General features: G+C 72.6%; 11 protein-coding genes. 3 read left to right on the plus strand and 8 right to left on the minus strand.

Going from position 1 to position 15912, the window contains the following annotated elements:
- Positions 1 to 57 precede the first annotated feature (57 nt).
- On the minus strand, positions 58 to 2898 hold the full coding sequence (locus tag AB0K35_RS06910) for an adenylate/guanylate cyclase domain-containing protein (protein WP_363884140.1): 2841 nt from the start codon (positions 2896 to 2898) through the stop codon (positions 58 to 60).
- Between the two features lie 152 nt (positions 2899 to 3050).
- Entirely contained in the window at positions 3051 to 3266 is a 216-nt protein-coding gene (locus AB0K35_RS06915) for a zinc ribbon domain-containing protein (RefSeq protein WP_238666924.1), read from the minus strand.
- A gap of 36 nt (positions 3267 to 3302) precedes the next feature.
- On the opposite strand from AB0K35_RS06915, the gene AB0K35_RS06920 reads away from it, so the two are divergent.
- The 3 genes from AB0K35_RS06920 to AB0K35_RS06930 all read left to right on the plus strand — a co-directional run bounded on the left by AB0K35_RS06920 (position 3303) and on the right by AB0K35_RS06930 (position 9346).
- Positions 3303 to 4862 (plus strand): lytic murein transglycosylase, encoded by a 1560-nt coding sequence (locus AB0K35_RS06920; protein ID WP_363884143.1) that lies wholly within the window; start codon positions 3303 to 3305, stop codon positions 4860 to 4862.
- A 72-nt stretch (positions 4863 to 4934) separates the two neighbouring features.
- On the plus strand, positions 4935 to 5951 hold the full coding sequence (locus AB0K35_RS06925; RefSeq protein WP_238667158.1) for a GNAT family N-acetyltransferase: 1017 nt from the start codon (positions 4935 to 4937) through the stop codon (positions 5949 to 5951).
- 92 nt (positions 5952 to 6043) lie between these two features.
- Positions 6044 to 9346, plus strand: coding sequence for a lamin tail domain-containing protein (locus AB0K35_RS06930; protein ID WP_363884145.1), 3303 nt, complete (start codon positions 6044 to 6046; stop codon positions 9344 to 9346).
- A gap of 86 nt (positions 9347 to 9432) precedes the next feature.
- Here AB0K35_RS06930 and AB0K35_RS06935 read toward each other — a convergent pair whose 3' ends face one another.
- From AB0K35_RS06935 to AB0K35_RS06960, 6 genes are all read right to left on the minus strand, one after another.
- Entirely contained in the window at positions 9433 to 9936 is a 504-nt protein-coding gene (locus AB0K35_RS06935; protein WP_363884147.1) for a helix-turn-helix transcriptional regulator, read from the minus strand.
- A gap of 244 nt (positions 9937 to 10180) precedes the next feature.
- On the minus strand, positions 10181 to 11173 hold the full coding sequence (gene hemB, locus AB0K35_RS06940; RefSeq protein ID WP_363884149.1) for a porphobilinogen synthase: 993 nt from the start codon (positions 11171 to 11173) through the stop codon (positions 10181 to 10183).
- Positions 11174 to 11193: 20 nt separating this feature from the next.
- Entirely contained in the window at positions 11194 to 12774 is a 1581-nt protein-coding gene (locus AB0K35_RS06945; protein WP_112584249.1) for a uroporphyrinogen-III synthase, read from the minus strand.
- Positions 12771 to 13739: a hydroxymethylbilane synthase gene (gene hemC, locus AB0K35_RS06950; protein WP_363884151.1), complete on the minus strand. Its 969-nt coding sequence runs from the start codon at positions 13737 to 13739 to the stop codon at positions 12771 to 12773. Before hemC ends, AB0K35_RS06945 begins: the two co-directional genes overlap by 4 nt.
- Positions 13736 to 15133 (minus strand): glutamyl-tRNA reductase, encoded by a 1398-nt coding sequence (locus AB0K35_RS06955; RefSeq protein WP_238666929.1) that lies wholly within the window; start codon positions 15131 to 15133, stop codon positions 13736 to 13738. The genes hemC and AB0K35_RS06955 overlap by 4 nt, the downstream gene beginning before the upstream one ends.
- Entirely contained in the window at positions 15130 to 15900 is a 771-nt protein-coding gene (locus AB0K35_RS06960; RefSeq protein ID WP_238666930.1) for a redox-sensing transcriptional repressor Rex, read from the minus strand. Before AB0K35_RS06960 ends, AB0K35_RS06955 begins: the two co-directional genes overlap by 4 nt.
- Positions 15901 to 15912 lie beyond the last annotated feature (12 nt).

Below are 15912 nucleotides of genomic sequence, written 5' to 3' on the forward strand. Positions count from 1 at the left end.
GACCCGCCGCGCCGCGGGGCAATAACTTCATGATCGACAAAGAGGGGGTGGGTGGGGTCAGGCGCGTTCGGTTCGGGTGGCGGGGTGGCGGTCGGGGTCGGCGGGACGGCGGGGGGTCGGTTGGGACAGGCCGGTGCTGAAGCGGGTCGAGTCCGCCGCCAGGTCCGGGTGTTCCACGTCGAGTGCCAGCGCCGCGGCCTCGTCCAGCCCCAGCTCCGCACCCTCGCCGTACGCGTCGTCGAAGGCCGCGTCGCCCAGCGCCGCGCGCAACTCCCCCTGCTGCTCCGCCCAGTAACCGCCGAAGATGCCCGGGGTGGCACGCATGCTCGCCCTGGTGGCCTGCGCTGCCCCGAACAGGCGGGCGGCCGTCAACCGCTCTCCGCCGATCGCGCAACGCACCGCTACCGCGTTCAAGGTGTCGCACGCCCGGCCGTGGTAGCCGTGGCCCATCCGGGAGCGCAGCGCCACCAGCAGATGCTCGTGTGCGGCGATCACGTCGCCGCGGGCCAGCGCGACCATGCCGAGCAGCATGTCCACCGAACGCCGGCCCCGCTCCACGGGTCGGGCCGCCTCCACTGGACGCACCGCGCCCAGCAGCTCGGCAGCCTCCTCCAGGGCCCCCCGCCGCCAGAGCAGCTCGGCCAGGCTGAAGACCGCGAACAGCGCCTCGCCGACCACGTCCTGCCCGTGCGCCCAGTCGATGACCTCCCGGCACACCCGCTCGGCCTCGACGAACTGCCCCATGTCGACAAGCGGCGCGGCCCTGCCGGCGAGCACCCGGGCCAGCAACCCGGCGTCGCCGGCCTGCCGAGCCGCTGCCTCCGCCCGCTGGGAGTAGCGCAGCTCCTCGGCGAACTCGCCGTCGGCGCTGGCATGCAGCGAATGCATGTGGTACGCCGCCGCCATCTCCGCCTCCGGGATCCGCTCCCCCGTCTCCGCGATGCGTCCGTACAGCCGGAACAGCCACAGCCGCCCCTCGCGGGCCAGGCCCCGCTCCAGCCACCACTGGTCCAGGCCGCCCGCCAGGCCGAGACCGGCACGGGCGCTGCCGCCGGTGGCGCACCAGCGCAGCGCGGCGCGCAGCTCCCCGGCCAGTGGATCGAGGGCATACAACGACAGCGTCACCGGTCGGCCGTCCTGGCCCAGGTGGGCCCGGTCCAACGCGTGCGCCGACCACGCCACGTGCCGGTCCCGAGCGGCCTGCTCCTCGCCCGCCTCGGCCAACCGCCGCGCCGCGTACGCGCGGATGGGGTCGAGCATCCGGTAGGTGCTGCCGGCGGCACGCGGCTCGGCCAACACCATCGACTTGTCCACCAGGACCGAGAGCGGGTCCAGCGGATCGTCACCCAGCAGCCACTCCACCGTCGCCAGGTCCACCGGGCCGGCGAAGACCGCCAGCCACCGCAGCAGGCGGGCGGCCCGGGGCCCCAGCGTCCGGTAGGACCAGGTGACGGTGGCCTGCATGGTCAGATGCCGTTCGGTGGCCGAGCGCTGCACCGCCCGGCTCGCCGGGGTGGGCGGTGACGCCCCGGCCGCCGCGGCGACCAGGTCCACGGTGTCCTGCTGGTTGCCGGACCAGCCCCGCTCCACCGGTGTCGGATCCGGGTCCTGCCGGCCGGCGTCCAGGGTGCCGAGGACATCGTCCAGCCGCTCGGCGAGCTGGCCGACGGAGAGCACCCGTAGCCGGGCGGCGGCCAACTCGATGGCGAGTGGCAGGCCGTCCAACCGCTGCACCACCCGGCGCAAGTCGGCGGACTCGGCCGGGTCCGGCTGTCGACCACCACGCGCGGCCGCCGTACGGTCCAGCAGAAGCGCCACCGCGTCGCTCTCCGCGCCGTCCGCGCGCCGGTCGACCGAGAGCGGCGGAATCCGCCACACCACCTCGCCGGGCAGGCTGAACGACTCACGACTGGTGGCCAGCACCCGTACGCCACTCCCACCGGACAGCAGACGCGCGATCACCTCGGCGCAGGCCGCCGGTTGGGTGTCGCAGGTGTCCAGTACGACAAACATCCGACGGCCTGCCGCGTACTCGACGAGGGTGTCCAGCATCGGCCGACCGGGCTCGGGACGCAGGCCGAGCACGGCGGCGATGGCGAACGCCACCAGCCCCGGGTCGGTCACCGAGGCGATGTCGACAAACCAGACCCCGTCCGGGTACGCCTCGACAACTCCGCTGGCCAACTCCACAGCGAGCCGGGTCTTGCCCGCGCCGCCAGCGCCCAGCACGGTGACCAGGCGGTGTTGACGCACCAGCAGGCCCAGCTCGATGCGCTCGGCCTGCCGGCCGACGAACGAGGTCACCTGGGTGGGCAGGTTGTGCGCCACCGCGTCGGCGGTGCGGGGCCGGGGGAACTGCCGCTCCAGACCCGGGGCGACAAGTTGGAACAGTCGTTCCCGGTCGTCGAAGCCGCGTAGTCGATGCAGGCCCAGGTCGAGCAGGGTCGCACCCGGCGGCATCGGCTCGGCCCGACGTGCGGTGGACGCCGTGCAGAGCACCTGCCCGCCGTGCGCGGCGGCCGCCACCCGGGCAGCCCGGTGCACCTCGGGGCTGGCGTACTCGCCGTCGCGTGGCTCCGCATAGCCGGTGTGCAGGCCCATCCGCACCCGGGGCGCGGCCTCAGGGGTGGGCCAGTCGTGGCTGGACAGTGCCCGCTGGGCGGTCAGGCACGCGGTCATCGCCGCGGTCGCTTCCTCGAAGGCCAGGAAGAACGAGTCGCCCTCGGTCAGCAGCTCCGCGCCGCCCGTGCTGGCCAGCGTGCGGCGCAGCAGGCGTCGATGCTCAGCGAGCACCGGGCGGTAGTCAGGGCCGAGCAGCTGAGCCAGCCGGGTCGAGCCCTCAATATCGGTAAATACGAAGGTCACCCAACCGCTCGGGAGCTGGATCCGTGGCGACATGCGAGGAACCTCCGCCCGTGACGTCGGGTTCATGCTGCCTGAGTCCGAACGATCACACATCGTGAGAACGGCCGGGCAAGTGCCGCCTCAACGTGCCACTCGGGCCCGCTCCCGGCAAGGCCGGCCCACCAGGCGGCGGCGAACTGGCCCGATCAGCAGCCGCAGGCGCCGCCGCAGCAGCCACCAGCGGCGGGTGCCGGGGCGCCACCGGCACCGCCACTGCGACCGGTGACCGCGACAGCGGACAGAAGCTTGACCGTGTCGGCGTGTCCCTGAGGGCAGCTGGCCGGCTCACCGGCCGCCGCCATCGAACGGTTGACCTCGAAGGTGTCGCCGCAGGCGCGGCAACGGAACTCGTACCGGGGCATGCACCCAGGGTACGTGGATCTGACGGTTCGCGGAGCATGGGTGATACTCGACAGGTGGTGGACGGCGAGGACGACACGCGTGTGCAACCGTTACGACCGGCCGCGCCGTTGGACGGGCCGCTCGAAGGCTCCGGGGCCGCGCCCGACCTGGCGCGCAATGTGCCCCGCCCCCGCCGCCCCTGGCTGAGCGGGCGTTCCCCAGGCGCGCCGAGCACGCCGCCGGCCGCCACGCCACCGGCCGCCACGCCGGCTCCGCCAGCGGCGAAGCCCACCGCAGCCGACGCCGCCGGGTCCGATCCGGACGCGCGCGCCACCGGCACGAAGATCCCTGCCGAATCTGTCCCGACCGCAGGCCCCGCAGCCGCTTCCCAGGCCGAGGCAGCCAAGGCCGAGACCGCAAAAGCCGACGACGCGAAAGCCGAGACCGCGAAAGCGGACGCCACGAAAGCCGAGGACGCGAAAGCCGAGGACGCGAAAGCCGAGACCGCGAAAGCCGGGGATGCGAAGGCGGACGGCAGCGCCAGTGGCCCGGCCGCGCCGAAGACGGCCGGCGCGTCGAGCGCCGACACGCCAACTGACGAAGCGAACGCCGGTGCCGCGGGTCCAGCGAAGACCACTGTGGATGAGATCCCGGTCGTGCCGGCGTCCGACCCGGCCCGCCGGCGCCGGGTGCAGTTCGCCCATGCGGTACGTCTGCCGCCGCGCCGGGCAGCAGCCGCGGCGGCCCAGGCGACCCGCGCCTGGGCACGTCGGCCGAGTGGTCGGCTGACAGTGCCCGGCGTCTTCCTGCTGGCGTTGGTGGCCGCGACCGGGGCGGCGGGAGCACTGCTGGTGCCAGCCGCGATCCGCTCGCCGCGCCCGGTCGCTGTCGACGCTTCGGCCACGCCGAGCGGGGTCGCCGCGCCGGGGGTGCCGTCCGGCCTGCCGACCAGCCCGCTGCCCACCGGGCCGCTGCCGACCCTTCCGCTGCCCACCGGCGGGTTGCCCGGCAACGGGCTGCCGACGGGGTCGGTGATCGGTGGCCGACCGTCGGACGCCCTGGCCGGCTGGGCGCAGCAGGTCGGTGCCAAGGTCGGAATCCCGGCGGTCGCCATGCAGGCGTACGGCTACGCCGAGCTGGTGCTCGCCCAGACCAACCGCAGCTGTGCGCTGAGCTGGACCACGCTGGCCGCGATCGGAAAGGTCGAATCGGATCACGGCTCGACCAACGGGGCGCGGTTGGGGCAGGACGGCAAGGCGGTGCCCAACATCTTCGGCCTGCCGCTGGACGGGAAGGAGGGTCGGATGCGGATCATCGACACCGACCGTGGGGCGCTCGACGGGAACGCCACCCTCGACCGCGCCATCGGCCCGATGCAGTTCATCCCGAGCACCTGGCAGGAGATCGGCGCGGACGCGGACAACGACGGCCGCAAGGACCCGCACGACCTGGACGACGCCGCCCTGGCAGCGGGCAATTACCTCTGCAAGGGCGGTCGAAACCTGAGCATTGCGGGCGACTGGTGGAACGCGATCCTCTCCTACAACGACGTACGGCGGTACGCCCAGGACGTCTACGACACCGCGAACCGGTACGGACGGGCCAGTCGGCCATGAAGTGATCGTCTCGATACCTTGGAGGTCTGGACACTTCCCCCGGGCCTCTGTTAGCGGCAAGCTAGACGGGTGATGGTGCGCGAGTGGGACCCCAGGACCGCGTCGTCCGCCGAGATCGCGTCGCTGTTGGCCACGCTGAACGCGGTCCTGGCGGCCGATCTGCCGCAGGACCCGCCCTGGCGGGAGACTTCGCTGCGGGAATACCTCGCCGAGGTGATGCCCGGCGAGCGGCGGATCTCCTGGATCGCCCAGGCCGAGCCGACCGCCCCGGGTGCCACGGGCGCGGTGCTCGGCCAGGTGCACGTACTCCTTCTGGGTGACATCGGTGTGCTCGAGGTGCTTGTGCACCCGTCCGCGCGGCGCACCGGGCTCGGCCGTGACCTGGTGCTACGTGCCGCGCGCCGGGTCTACCAGGAGGGCTTCCGGTCGATCGGGGTCGAGGTCGTCGGCGACACGCCCGCCATCGGGTTCTACGAGTCGCTCGGTTTCAACCGGGAGTACGTGGAGACGCGCAGCGTGCTCGACCTGACCGCTGTGGACTGGGCCGAGCTGGCCGAGATGGCCACCGGCATCGGTTCGGGCTACCAGCTGGAGTTCTTCCCCGGCGGGCCGCCGGACGACCTGATCGAGGCGTACGCGCGGGCCAAGGCCGAGGTGCGCGACGTCGACGACGGTGAGCTGCGCCCCAGTTCCTACGACCCGGAGCGGCTGCGGGACAGCCTCGACACGCTGCACCGGCGGGGCATGAAGCCGTACATCGTGCTCGCCCGGCACGAGCAGAGCGGCGAGGTGGGCGGTCTGACCGAGGTGGTGGTGCCGGCGCAGCACCCGACCCGCGCCGACCAGTACGACACGATTGTCGCGCAGGATCACCGGGGCTACGGCATCGATCGGGCGATCAAGGCCCGGATGCTGCTGGAGTTGCGCTCCGCCGAGCCGGAGCTGATCGAGGTGCAGACCTGGAACGCGCAGGCCAACGAGGCGATGTTGAAGGTCAACGCGGAGCTGGGCTACCGCCCCGACCGGGACTGGTGCGAATACAGCGTCGATGTCGCTGAGCTGGTGCACCGCCTCGATCCGCCGCGCTGAGGAATTCACGAAACTGTCCATTAGGGGATGGACGGTGGACAGTCGCGCACCTTAACGTGCGTTGACCCCCATCCACCCATCGTGGAGGCCCTATGCGCCCGCGCCGCTCAATCGCCGCGCTCGCGACCGCCACCGCCGCCGTGACAGTCACGGCGCTCGGCGTCGCACCCACCGCGGCCAGCGCCGCGCCCACCGACCTGTTCATCTCGGAGTACGTCGAGGGTTCGTCGAACAACAAGGCGATCGAGCTGTTCAACGGCACTGGCACCGCCGTCGACCTGGCGGCCGGTGGCTACCAGTTGCAGCTCTACTTCAACGGCGCCACCACTGCCACCACTATCGCCCTGACCGGCAGCGTGGCGGCCGGCGACGCGTTCGTCTTCGCCAGCGCATCGGCCGGGGCCGCCATCCTCGCCCAGGCCGACCAGACGACCGGGGCGAGCCTCTTCAACGGTGACGACGCGATAGTGCTGCGCCGGGGCACCACGGTGCTCGACTCGATCGGCCAGGTGGGCGTCGACCCGGGCACCGAGTGGGGCGCCGGCGTGACCAGCACCGCGGACAACACGATGCGCCGGCTGCCGAGCGTGGCCGCCGGTGACACCGACCCGTCCGACGCGTTCGACCCCGCCGCACAGTGGGCCGGCTTCCCCGTCGACACGTTCGACGGGCTGGGCGCGCACTCGGTGGACGGAGGTGGCCCGGTCGACGTGCCGGCCACGCTGACCTGTGGTGGAGCGCTGGTCACCGCCGCCGGCACGGCCGCGAGCCGGGAGGTGACCGCCGCTGACCCCGACGACACGATCGTCGACCTGGCGGTGACCGCGATCAGCCCGACCCCGACCTCCGGCTCGATCACCCGTACCGCGTTCAGCCCCGCCGACGGGGTGGGCGGCACCGCCCGCGCCACGGTCGGCGTGAGCGCCGACCTCGCCGCCGGGGCCTACACCGTCACCCTCACCGCGACCGACGCCGGCGGTGGCACCGCGAGCTGCGCGTTGGTCGTGCAGGTGACCCGGGAGCTGACCGTCGGTGAGGTGCAGGGTCCGACCACCGACGCCGAGTCCGGTCCGGGCGACAGGTCACCGCTCGCACCGGCGAGCGGCAACGGCACGAGCAGCACGATGTACGACGTACGCGGCGTGATCACCCAGTTGACGGTGGCACGTACCTCGGCGGGGGCCGAGCAGCACGGCTTCTTCCTGCAGAGCCGCGTTGGTGACACCGACGGCGACCCGACCAGCTCCGACGGCATCTTCGTGTTCATGGGCACGTTCACCTCGCTGATCGGCGGTTACGTGCCGACTGTCGGCGACGAGGTGGTGCTGCGGGCCCGGGTGTCGGAGTACTACAACTTCACCCAGCTCTCCGGCGCGTCGCTGGTCCGCCGGATCGGCGGTGGGCTGGTCGTGGACACCGCGGTCGCGGTCACCGACGCGCTGCCGCCGGCCGTACTGACCGACGCGCAGCGCTTCTGGGAGCGGCACGAGGGCTCCCGGATGCGGGTACGCGCGGGCAGCGGCGCGGTGAGCGGCCGGGACGTCTTCTCCTCCACTGCCGACGCGGAGCTGTGGGTGGTCGACCGCGACGACCCGCTGTTGGACCGCGCCGACCCGTACTCTCGGCGGGTCTTCCGTGATTCGCACCCACTGGACAACGACCCGACCCGCCGCTTCGACGACGGCAACGGCCAGCGGACGCTGCTCGGCAGCATGGGCGTGAAGGCCACCGCCGGGGACAGCGCCGCGCTGCTCCCGCCGGCGCACACCTTCGACACGCTGCGGGCGGACGCGGTGGGCGGGGTCTACTACTCGTTCGAGAAGTACGGCGTCCAGGTCGAGCGGGCGGAGTTCGCCGCCGGGGCCGACCCGTCGAAGAACAACCCGCCCAAGCCGGCCGACCGGTCGCAGGAGGTGGCAGTGGCCACCTACAACGTGGAGAACCTGTACGACTACCGCGACGACCCGTTCGACGGCTGCGACTTCGCCGGTAACGCCGGCTGCGTGGGCGTCGCCCCGCCGTTCGACTACGTCCCGGGCAGCGAGGCGGAATACCGCGAGCAACTTGCCGCGCTGGCCGACCAGATCGTCAAGGACCTGCACGCACCGGACCTGATCCTGGTGCAGGAGGCCGAGGACCAGGACATATGCACGGTCTCCGGGGCGGCTCTGAGCTGCGGCGACACCAACAACGCCGATGGCGCTCCGGACAGCATCCAGGAGTTGGCGCTCACGGTCGCGGCGGCCGGCGGGCCCGCGTACGCCGCCGCCTATGACCGGACCGGCGCGGACGCCCGCGGTATCACCGCAGCGTTCCTGTACCGCACGGACCGGGTGTCGCTGGCGGCAGCGACGGCGGCGGACCCCCTGCTGGGGTCGGCGCCGACCGTTCAGTATCGGGCTGCGGGGTTGCCGACCAACGCGGACGTGCAGAACCCGAAGGCCCTCAACGCGGTGTTGCCGGCGGATGTGGACACCTCGACCGGTCGGGACGGGAGCAACGTCTTCACCCGCGCTCCGCAGTTGGGCAAGTTCAGCGTGGCCGCGGCGCCCGGCTCGACCGAGCGGTTCACCCTGTACGCCCTCAGCAACCACTACTCCTCGGGTCCGGACAGCCGGGTCGGGCAGCGGCGGGAGCAGGCGCGTTACGGTGCGGCGATCGTCACCGCGATCGAGGCGGCCGATCAGACCGCCCGAGTGGTCTACGGCGGGGACCTGAACGTGTTCCCCCGCCCGGACGATCCGTTGCCCTTTGGGCACCAGGAACTCAGCGCGACCGGTGACCAGCCCACGCCGTCGGACCAGCTCGCCCCGCTCTACGAGGCGGGCCTGCACAACCTGTGGGACAACCTCGTCGCGGACGTGCCGGCCTCGGCCTACTCGTACAGCTTCGAGGGGCAGGCGCAGACACTCGACCACCTGTTCGTCAACGACGCGTTCTACGGCGACCTGGTGCAGGTGCGGGCGGCGCACATCAACGCCGACTGGCCGGCGGAGTTCGCCGGTGACGGGTCGCGGGGTTCCAGTGACCACGACCCGCAGGTGGCCCGGTTCCGGTCCCGGGCGTCGTTGACAGTGGCCGACACGGCGGTGGCCGAGGGCAACCAGGGCACCAGGCAGCTCACCTTCACCGCCACCGTCTCTCGGCCGCTGTCCCAGTCGGTGCTGCTCTGCGCCGCCACCGTCGGCCTCACGGCGCAGGCAGGCTCGGACTTCGACCCGTACGCCGGCTGCAAGGTGTTGGCCGCCGGGCAGACGTCGGTGACGTTCCCGGTGTCCGTACGCGGTGACCGCAGGCGGGAGGCGGACGAGAAGTTGACGCTGCTGGTGGCCGGCGTACCCGGCCTGCGGCTGGCTGACCCACTCGCGACCGGAACGATCACCAACGACGACTGAACCGCCGGGCGCCGTCAGCGGTCCGCCGTCCAGGTTTCTTCGGACGGCGGACCGCTCGTCGTCTACCCAGCCCTGTGCTCGAAGAGTCAGTAGTAGTCGTGCACCATCGGTGGGGGTGGCACGTCGCGGTGCTGCGCCACCCGCACTTCCCATTGGCTGCGTCGCCGTCGCGCCTCGCGGTCAGCGGAACTGCGGTGGTAGGTCTCCGGAGGCCGGGCCAGCCCGTAGATGTCCCCCCACCACTCCCCCTCCTCCGGGTCGAGAATGGTGTCGAGGTGCGAGGGATAGCGGCGGCCCGCGGCGTCGTGAACGTCCTCGCGGTCGGCCATCGGATGAACGAGCCTGCCCTCCTGGTCCACCACGGTCAGATAGAGCCCGGCCGCACCGAGCAAGCGCTCGAGCACGGCCAGGCTCGGTGTCAGGCTGCCAGCCTCAACCTTCCCCACCGTGGAGGGCGAGACCTTTGCGAACCGGGCCATCTGGCGTTGGCTCAGCCCTTTGATGCGGCGGGCGCGACGAACCAGGCCGGCGATGGGGAACCGACCGACGGTGGGACCGGGGGGCGTAGGAGGATCGAGCGCCGAAGCCATGCGACAACGATTACCGCCCCGAACGTCAGACTCAATCCCTGTGGAAAACCCTGTGGACAACTGAAGGGAGTCAGGGACCGGGTGCAAACCACGTCACCTTTGCTCTGCTTCATCGGACGCAACACAGCGGAGCTCTGAATGTTGCCTCTGTGGAAGCAGAGCAAAGGTGACGTGACAGGTGACGGTGTTGCCGGGCGGCAGGCGAAGCGCAGGGTGCTGCGGTTCGGCCGCCGGGCGGCGACCGTCAGTAGCGGTGGCGGAGCAGGCCGGCGGCCTCGACGGCCCAGTAGGTGAGGATGACCTGCGCGCCGGCCCGCTTGATCGAGGTGAGCGTCTCCAGCATCACCCGCTCCCGGTCGATCCAGCCGTTCGCGGCGGCCGCCTCGACCATCGCGTACTCGCCGGAGACCTGGTAGGCGGCGACCGGGACGTCCACCGCGGCCCGCACCGCCGACACCACGTCGAGGTAGGGCAGCGCCGGCTTGACCATCACCAGGTCGGCGCCCTCGGCTACGTCCAACGCGACCTCGCGCAGCGACTCACGCAGATTGGCCGGGTCCTGCTGGTAGGTGCGCCGGTCGCCCTCCAGCGCCGACTCCACCGCCTCCCGGAACGGACCGTAGAAGGCGGAGGCGTACTTCACCGCGTAGGCCAGCACGGAGACGTCCTGGTAGCCGGCGGCGTCGAGGGCCCGGCGTACCACGCCGACCTGGCCGTCCATCATCCCGGACGGCCCGACCATGCCGACCCCGGCGGCGGCCTGGGCCACCGCCATCTCGGCGTACGCGGCCAGGGTCGAGTCGTTGTCGACCTCGCCGTCGGGGGTGAGCAGCCCACAGTGCCCGTGCGAGGTGAACTCGTCGAGGCACAGGTCGCTCATCACCACCGTGGCGTCGCCCACCTCGGCCACCACATCGCGGATGGCGACGTTGAGGATGCCGTTCGGGTCGGTGCCGCCGGAGCCGGTCGGGTCCCGCTGCTCCGGCACGCCGAAGAGCATGATCCCGCCGACACCGGCCTGGACCGCCTCGACGGCCGCCTTGCGCAGCGAGTCCCGGGAGTGCTGGAGCACCCCCGGGAGCGACCCGATGGCGCGGGGCTCGGTCAGCCCCTCCTTGACGAACATCGGCACGACCAGCTCGGCCGGGTCGACCCGGGTCTCGGACACCAGCCGGCGGACCGCCGGGTTGCGGCGCAGCCGGCGGGGCCGGCGGGGCCGGATCTCTGGGTACGACATGGCAGGCCCTCCTCGAACGACTACCGGAAGCGCAGAGCGGTCGGGCCCTGCACCTTCGAGCCACGGCGCTGCTTGGCCGGCATGGCGGCCAGCTTCTCCCGCAGCTCGACGGCGTAGGCGGCGAGCGCCTCCACCAGGTCGGGCACCGAGGCGTGCGGCGGCTGGACGTCGACGCGCAGGCCGAACTCCGTAGCGGTCTCCGCCGTCTTGGGCCCAATGACGGCAACAACGGTCCGGGCGTGCGGCTTCCCGGCGATGCCGACCAGGTTGCGCACCGTGGACGACGAGGTGAAGAGCACCGCGTCGAACCCGCCCGACTTGATCGCGTCGCGGATCTCGGCGGGCGGCGGAGCGGCCCGCACCGTCCGGTACGCGGTCACGTCGTCGACCTCCCAGCCGCGCTCGGTGAGCCCGGCGGCGAGCGTCTCGGTGGCGATGTCGGCGCGCGGCAGCAGCACCCGGCCCACCGGGTCGAGGATCTCGTCGTGCGGCGAGAACTCGGCCAGCAGGCCCTCCGAGGACTGCTCCCCGGCGGGGATCAGCTCCGGCTGGATGCCGAACGCGCGGACCGCGTCCGCTGTCGCCTCACCGATGCAGGCGATCTTGACGCCGCCGAAGTGCCGGGCGTCGAGGCCGTGCTCGGCGAACTTCTCCCACACCGCGCGGACCGCGTTGACCGACGTGAAGATCACCCAGGCGTACCGGCCGTCGACCAGGCCCTTGACCGCCCGCTCCATCTGCGCCGGGGTGCGCGGCGGCTCGACCGCGATGGTCGGCACCTCGCACGGGATCGCCCCGTACGCGCGCAGCCGGGCGCTCATCGCGCCGGCCTGCTCCTTGGTCCGGGGTACGAGCACCTTCCAGCCGTACAGCGGGCGGTTCTCCCACCAGCTCAGCTTGTCGCGCTGCCCCACGCCGACACCGACGGTGAGCACCACCCGGCCGGTGAAACCGAGCGCGGCGGCCACGAAGCTGTCCACCGTCGACGTGGTCGTGTACTGGGTCTCGCCGGTGCCGTCGCCGGTCACTCCGACGCCGGTGGTGCCGTCGACCCCGGCGGCGAGCAGGCCGTCCCGGACGGCGGCGAGGTCACCGGCGTCCACTGCGAGCGCCAGCGAACCCCTGCCGACGGCAGTGGCCAACGCCTCGAAGTCCAGCGCGCTGACGTCCTCGACGTCGGCGGCCGTACGCACACCCGGCAGCGGGACTCCGGCGTAGGTGGCCACACCCTCGGCCTGGCCGACGCCGGGCACCACCTCGAAGTGGGCGGCGGTGCGGGCCACCGCCTGCACCTCCTTGACCACCGAGTCGTGGCCGAACGGGTCACCGGCGACCAGGTGCACCGCGTTGAGCCCGGAGCGGGCCGCGGAGATCAGCACCTTCGCCACGTCCCCCGGCGCGCCCTCGGCCGGGGTGAACTCGGCATCGTCCCTGGCCTCGGCGCGAACGACGGTGAGCAACGACTCCGGGACTCCCCGGTCGTAGATCACCTGGTCGGCGTCGACCAGGGCGTCGTGGGCCCGACGGGTCAGCAGGCCCGGGTCACCGGGGCCAGCCCCGACGAACGCGATACGGCCGACGGGCTTACGGGTGCGGGTCATTCTGTGCTCCCAAATTGCTGGGTCCCCGGGCCGGTGTGTCCTTCGTGGCCGAGGATCGAGTCGGCGCCGAGGTCGAGGAGTTCGGCGGCGAGTGCCTTACCGATCTCCGCCGCGTCGGCGGGCGTTCCGGTGCGGGACAGCCGGAGGTCACGAGTGCCGTCCGGGCTGATCACCGCCCCGCGCAGGTAGATCTCATCGCCGGTCTCGCCTTCGGCGAGCTCGGCATAGGCGGCGACGGGTGCGCTGCACCCGGCCTCCAGGGTTGCCAGAAACGCACGTTCCGCGGTGACCGCGGCACGTGACGGTGCGTGGTCGAGCACGGCGAGCAGCTCGACCAGGTCCTGGTCGTCGACCCGGCACTCCACTGCCAACGCACCCTGAGCGGGAGCGGGCAGCATGAGCATCGGGTCCAGCGATTCGGTGATCACGTCGAGCCGGCCGAGTCGGGCCAGACCGGCCCGGGCCAGGACGACGGCGTCGAGGTCGGCCTCGGGGCCGAGCACCCGCCCCAGGCGGGTGTCGACGTTGCCGCGGATCGGGGTGACCTCCAGTTGCAGGCCGAGGGCGTGCAACTGGGCGATCCGACGCAGCGCGCCGGTGCCCACGGTGGCCCCGGGCGGCAACTCGGCGAGCGTCCGGCCGTCGCGGGCCACCAACGCGTCGCGCGGGTCCTGCCGGGCCGGAACCGCCGCGATGTGCAGCCCACCGGCGGCGGCCGTGGGCAGATCCTTGAACGAGTGCACAGCGAAGTCGATCGTCCCGGCGGTCAGCGCGTCGCGCAGGGCGGAGACGAACACCCCGACGCCCAGCCGGTGCACCGGAGCGTTGGAGCGGTCGCCTGCGGTGACCACCTCGACCAGCTCGACGGGGCGACCGGTGGCGGCGGTCACCGCCTCGGCGACCTGGCCGGACTGGGCCATCGCCAGGGCGCTGCCCCGGGTGCCGAGGCGCAGGGGGGCGGTCATCGCGCACCTCCGGTGGGTGGGGTGGGCTCGGCGGCGTCGGCTCCGGACACCGCGTCGGTGCCGGGGAACGCCATGCCGAGGTCGGGGGTCAGCACGTCCGGGACGGTGTCCACCGGCGAGGTCTGCGGCACCTCGAGGTCGAACAGCTCGCGCAGCAGTGCCGCGTACTGGTCGCCGCCGGGCTCCGCGGCCAACTGGCGGACCTTGACGGTGGGCTGGTGCAGCAGCCGCTGCACGACCCGGTGCACGGTGCGGGCCACCTCGGCCCGCAGGTCGTCGCCAAGGTCGGGGCGGCGCTGGGCCAGTCGGCGCAGCTCGGCGGTGACCACGTCGTCGGCCCGGCCGCGCAGCGCGGCCACTGTCGGTGCCACGTCGGCACCACGCAGCCAGGTGAGGAAGCCCTCCACCTCGCCGAGGACGATGCGTTCGACGGCTGCGGCGTCGGCAGCGGCCGGACCGTCGGCGAGCAGCGCCGCCATCCGGTCGATGTCGATCACCTCGACGCCGGGCAGCTCGGCGACGCCCTCCTCGACGTCGCGCGGTACGGCCAGGTCGAGCAGGACCAGTGGGCCCCGGGACATGTCACGTTCGGCCAGCGCCGCGGTGACCACCGACCGGGTGAGGACCGGTTCGGTGGACGCGGTGGCGGCCACTACGATGTCCACTGTGGAGAGGGTGTCGGCCAGCTCGGTCATCGGCGCGGCAGTCGCCCCGTACGACTCGGCGAGCCGGACGGCCCGGTCGGCGCCCCGGTTGCTGACGGTGAGCGGCCCGGCGCCCAGCCGGGACAGCGTGGCCACTCCGAGCGAACCCATCGCACCGGCGCCGACCACCAGGGCCGGGTGGCCGACGAGGTCGCCGTCGAGGTGCCCGGCGGCCAGTTTCAGGGCGGCGGTGACGACGCTCTGGCCGGCCCGGTCGATGCCGGTCTCGGCGTGGGCGCGCTTACCGACCCGCAGCGCCTGCTGCATCAGCTCGTGCAGCAGCCGGCCGGCCGAGTCGGCGCCGGTGGCCCAGTGGTACGCGTCACGCAGCTGGCCGAGGATCTGCGCCTCGCCCACCACCATCGAGTCCAGACCGGTGGCGACCCGGAAGACGTGGTCCACGGCCGCGGTGTCGTAGTGCACGTACAGGTGGCTGGCGAGCGCTGTCGGCGAGCTGCCGGCCTGCTCGGCCAGCACGGCGCAGACGTCGCCGAGCCCGCCGTGGAAACCGGACACGGCGGCGTAGACCTCCACCCGGTTGCAGGTGGAGACGATCACCGCTTCGGCCACGTACGGCTGGGCGACCAGGCGGTCCAGTGTGCGGGTGAGGTCGGCGGGGGGCACGGCCAGCTGCTCCAGCGTGGCGACCGGGGCGGTCCGGTAGGACGCGCCGACGACGAGCAGTTTCACGTGCCTATCGCCTCCTGGGTGTCGGTGGCCGCGAACCCGCCCGGCAGGGCGGTGAAAGCGGTCCCGCCGGTGGCGGGCAGCGCGGTCAGCGACGCCTTGCGGTGCTCGTGGAAGGACAGAATCTGCAGCTCGATGGCGAGGTCGACCTTGCGCACGTCGACCCCCTCCGGAACCGAGAGTACGCACGGCGCGAAGTTGAGGATGCTCGTCACGCCGACGGCGACCAGTTGGTCGGCGACCTGCTGGGCGGCGGCGGCCGGGGTGGCGATCACGCCGATCGCGAGGGATTCCTCCGCGGCGACCGTCGGCAGGTCGTCAACATGCCTGACCACCAGGCCGTTGATCTCCTCACCGACCCGGGAGGGATCGGCGTCGAGCAGTGCGGCGATCCGGAAGCCCCGGCTGGCGAAGCCGTCGTACCCGGCCAGAGCGTGACCGAGATTACCCACGCCGACCAGGGCGACCGCCCGGCGCTGGGTGAGCCCGAGCACATACTCGATCTGCTCGATCAGCAGCGCGACGTCGTAGCCGACGCCCCGGGTGCCGTACGAGCCGAGGTGGGAGAGGTCCTTGCGGAGCTTGGCGGAGTTGACCCCGGCGGCGGCGGAGAGACCTTCGCTGGAGACCGTCTCGTGCCCGGCGTCGGCGAGGTTGTGCAGCGCGCGCAGGTACTCCGGGAGCCGAGCGACGGTCGCCTCGGGCAGATCCGGGAGCGTCGGTACGGCACCGGCGCGGCCGGGCGCGCCTGGGTGACGGTGCTGACTCATGAGACTCCGTGC

The organism is Micromonospora sp. NPDC053740 (assembly GCF_040677775.1).
GTDB lineage: Bacteria > Actinomycetota > Actinomycetes > Mycobacteriales > Micromonosporaceae > Micromonospora > Micromonospora alfalfae.

What these genes read in the sequence shown, in the direction of transcription:
- AB0K35_RS06910 (WP_363884140.1), bottom strand. Translation starts at nt 2,898, where the DNA reads ATGTCGCCACGGATCCAGCTCCCGAGCGGTTGGGTGACCTTCGTATTT.
- AB0K35_RS06915 (WP_238666924.1), bottom strand. Translation starts at nt 3,266, where the DNA reads ATGCCCCGGTACGAGTTCCGTTGCCGCGCCTGCGGCGACACCTTCGAG.
- AB0K35_RS06920 (WP_363884143.1), top strand. Translation starts at nt 3,303, where the DNA reads ATGGGTGATACTCGACAGGTGGTGGACGGCGAGGACGACACGCGTGTG.
- AB0K35_RS06925 (WP_238667158.1), top strand. Translation starts at nt 4,935, where the DNA reads ATGGTGCGCGAGTGGGACCCCAGGACCGCGTCGTCCGCCGAGATCGCG.
- AB0K35_RS06930 (WP_363884145.1), top strand. Translation starts at nt 6,044, where the DNA reads ATGCGCCCGCGCCGCTCAATCGCCGCGCTCGCGACCGCCACCGCCGCC.
- AB0K35_RS06935 (WP_363884147.1), bottom strand. Translation starts at nt 9,936, where the DNA reads ATGGCTTCGGCGCTCGATCCTCCTACGCCCCCCGGTCCCACCGTCGGT.
- hemB (WP_363884149.1), bottom strand. Translation starts at nt 11,173, where the DNA reads ATGTCGTACCCAGAGATCCGGCCCCGCCGGCCCCGCCGGCTGCGCCGC.
- AB0K35_RS06945 (WP_112584249.1), bottom strand. Translation starts at nt 12,774, where the DNA reads ATGACCCGCACCCGTAAGCCCGTCGGCCGTATCGCGTTCGTCGGGGCT.
- hemC (WP_363884151.1), bottom strand. Translation starts at nt 13,739, where the DNA reads ATGACCGCCCCCCTGCGCCTCGGCACCCGGGGCAGCGCCCTGGCGATG.
- AB0K35_RS06960 (WP_238666930.1), bottom strand. Translation starts at nt 15,900, where the DNA reads ATGAGTCAGCACCGTCACCCAGGCGCGCCCGGCCGCGCCGGTGCCGTA.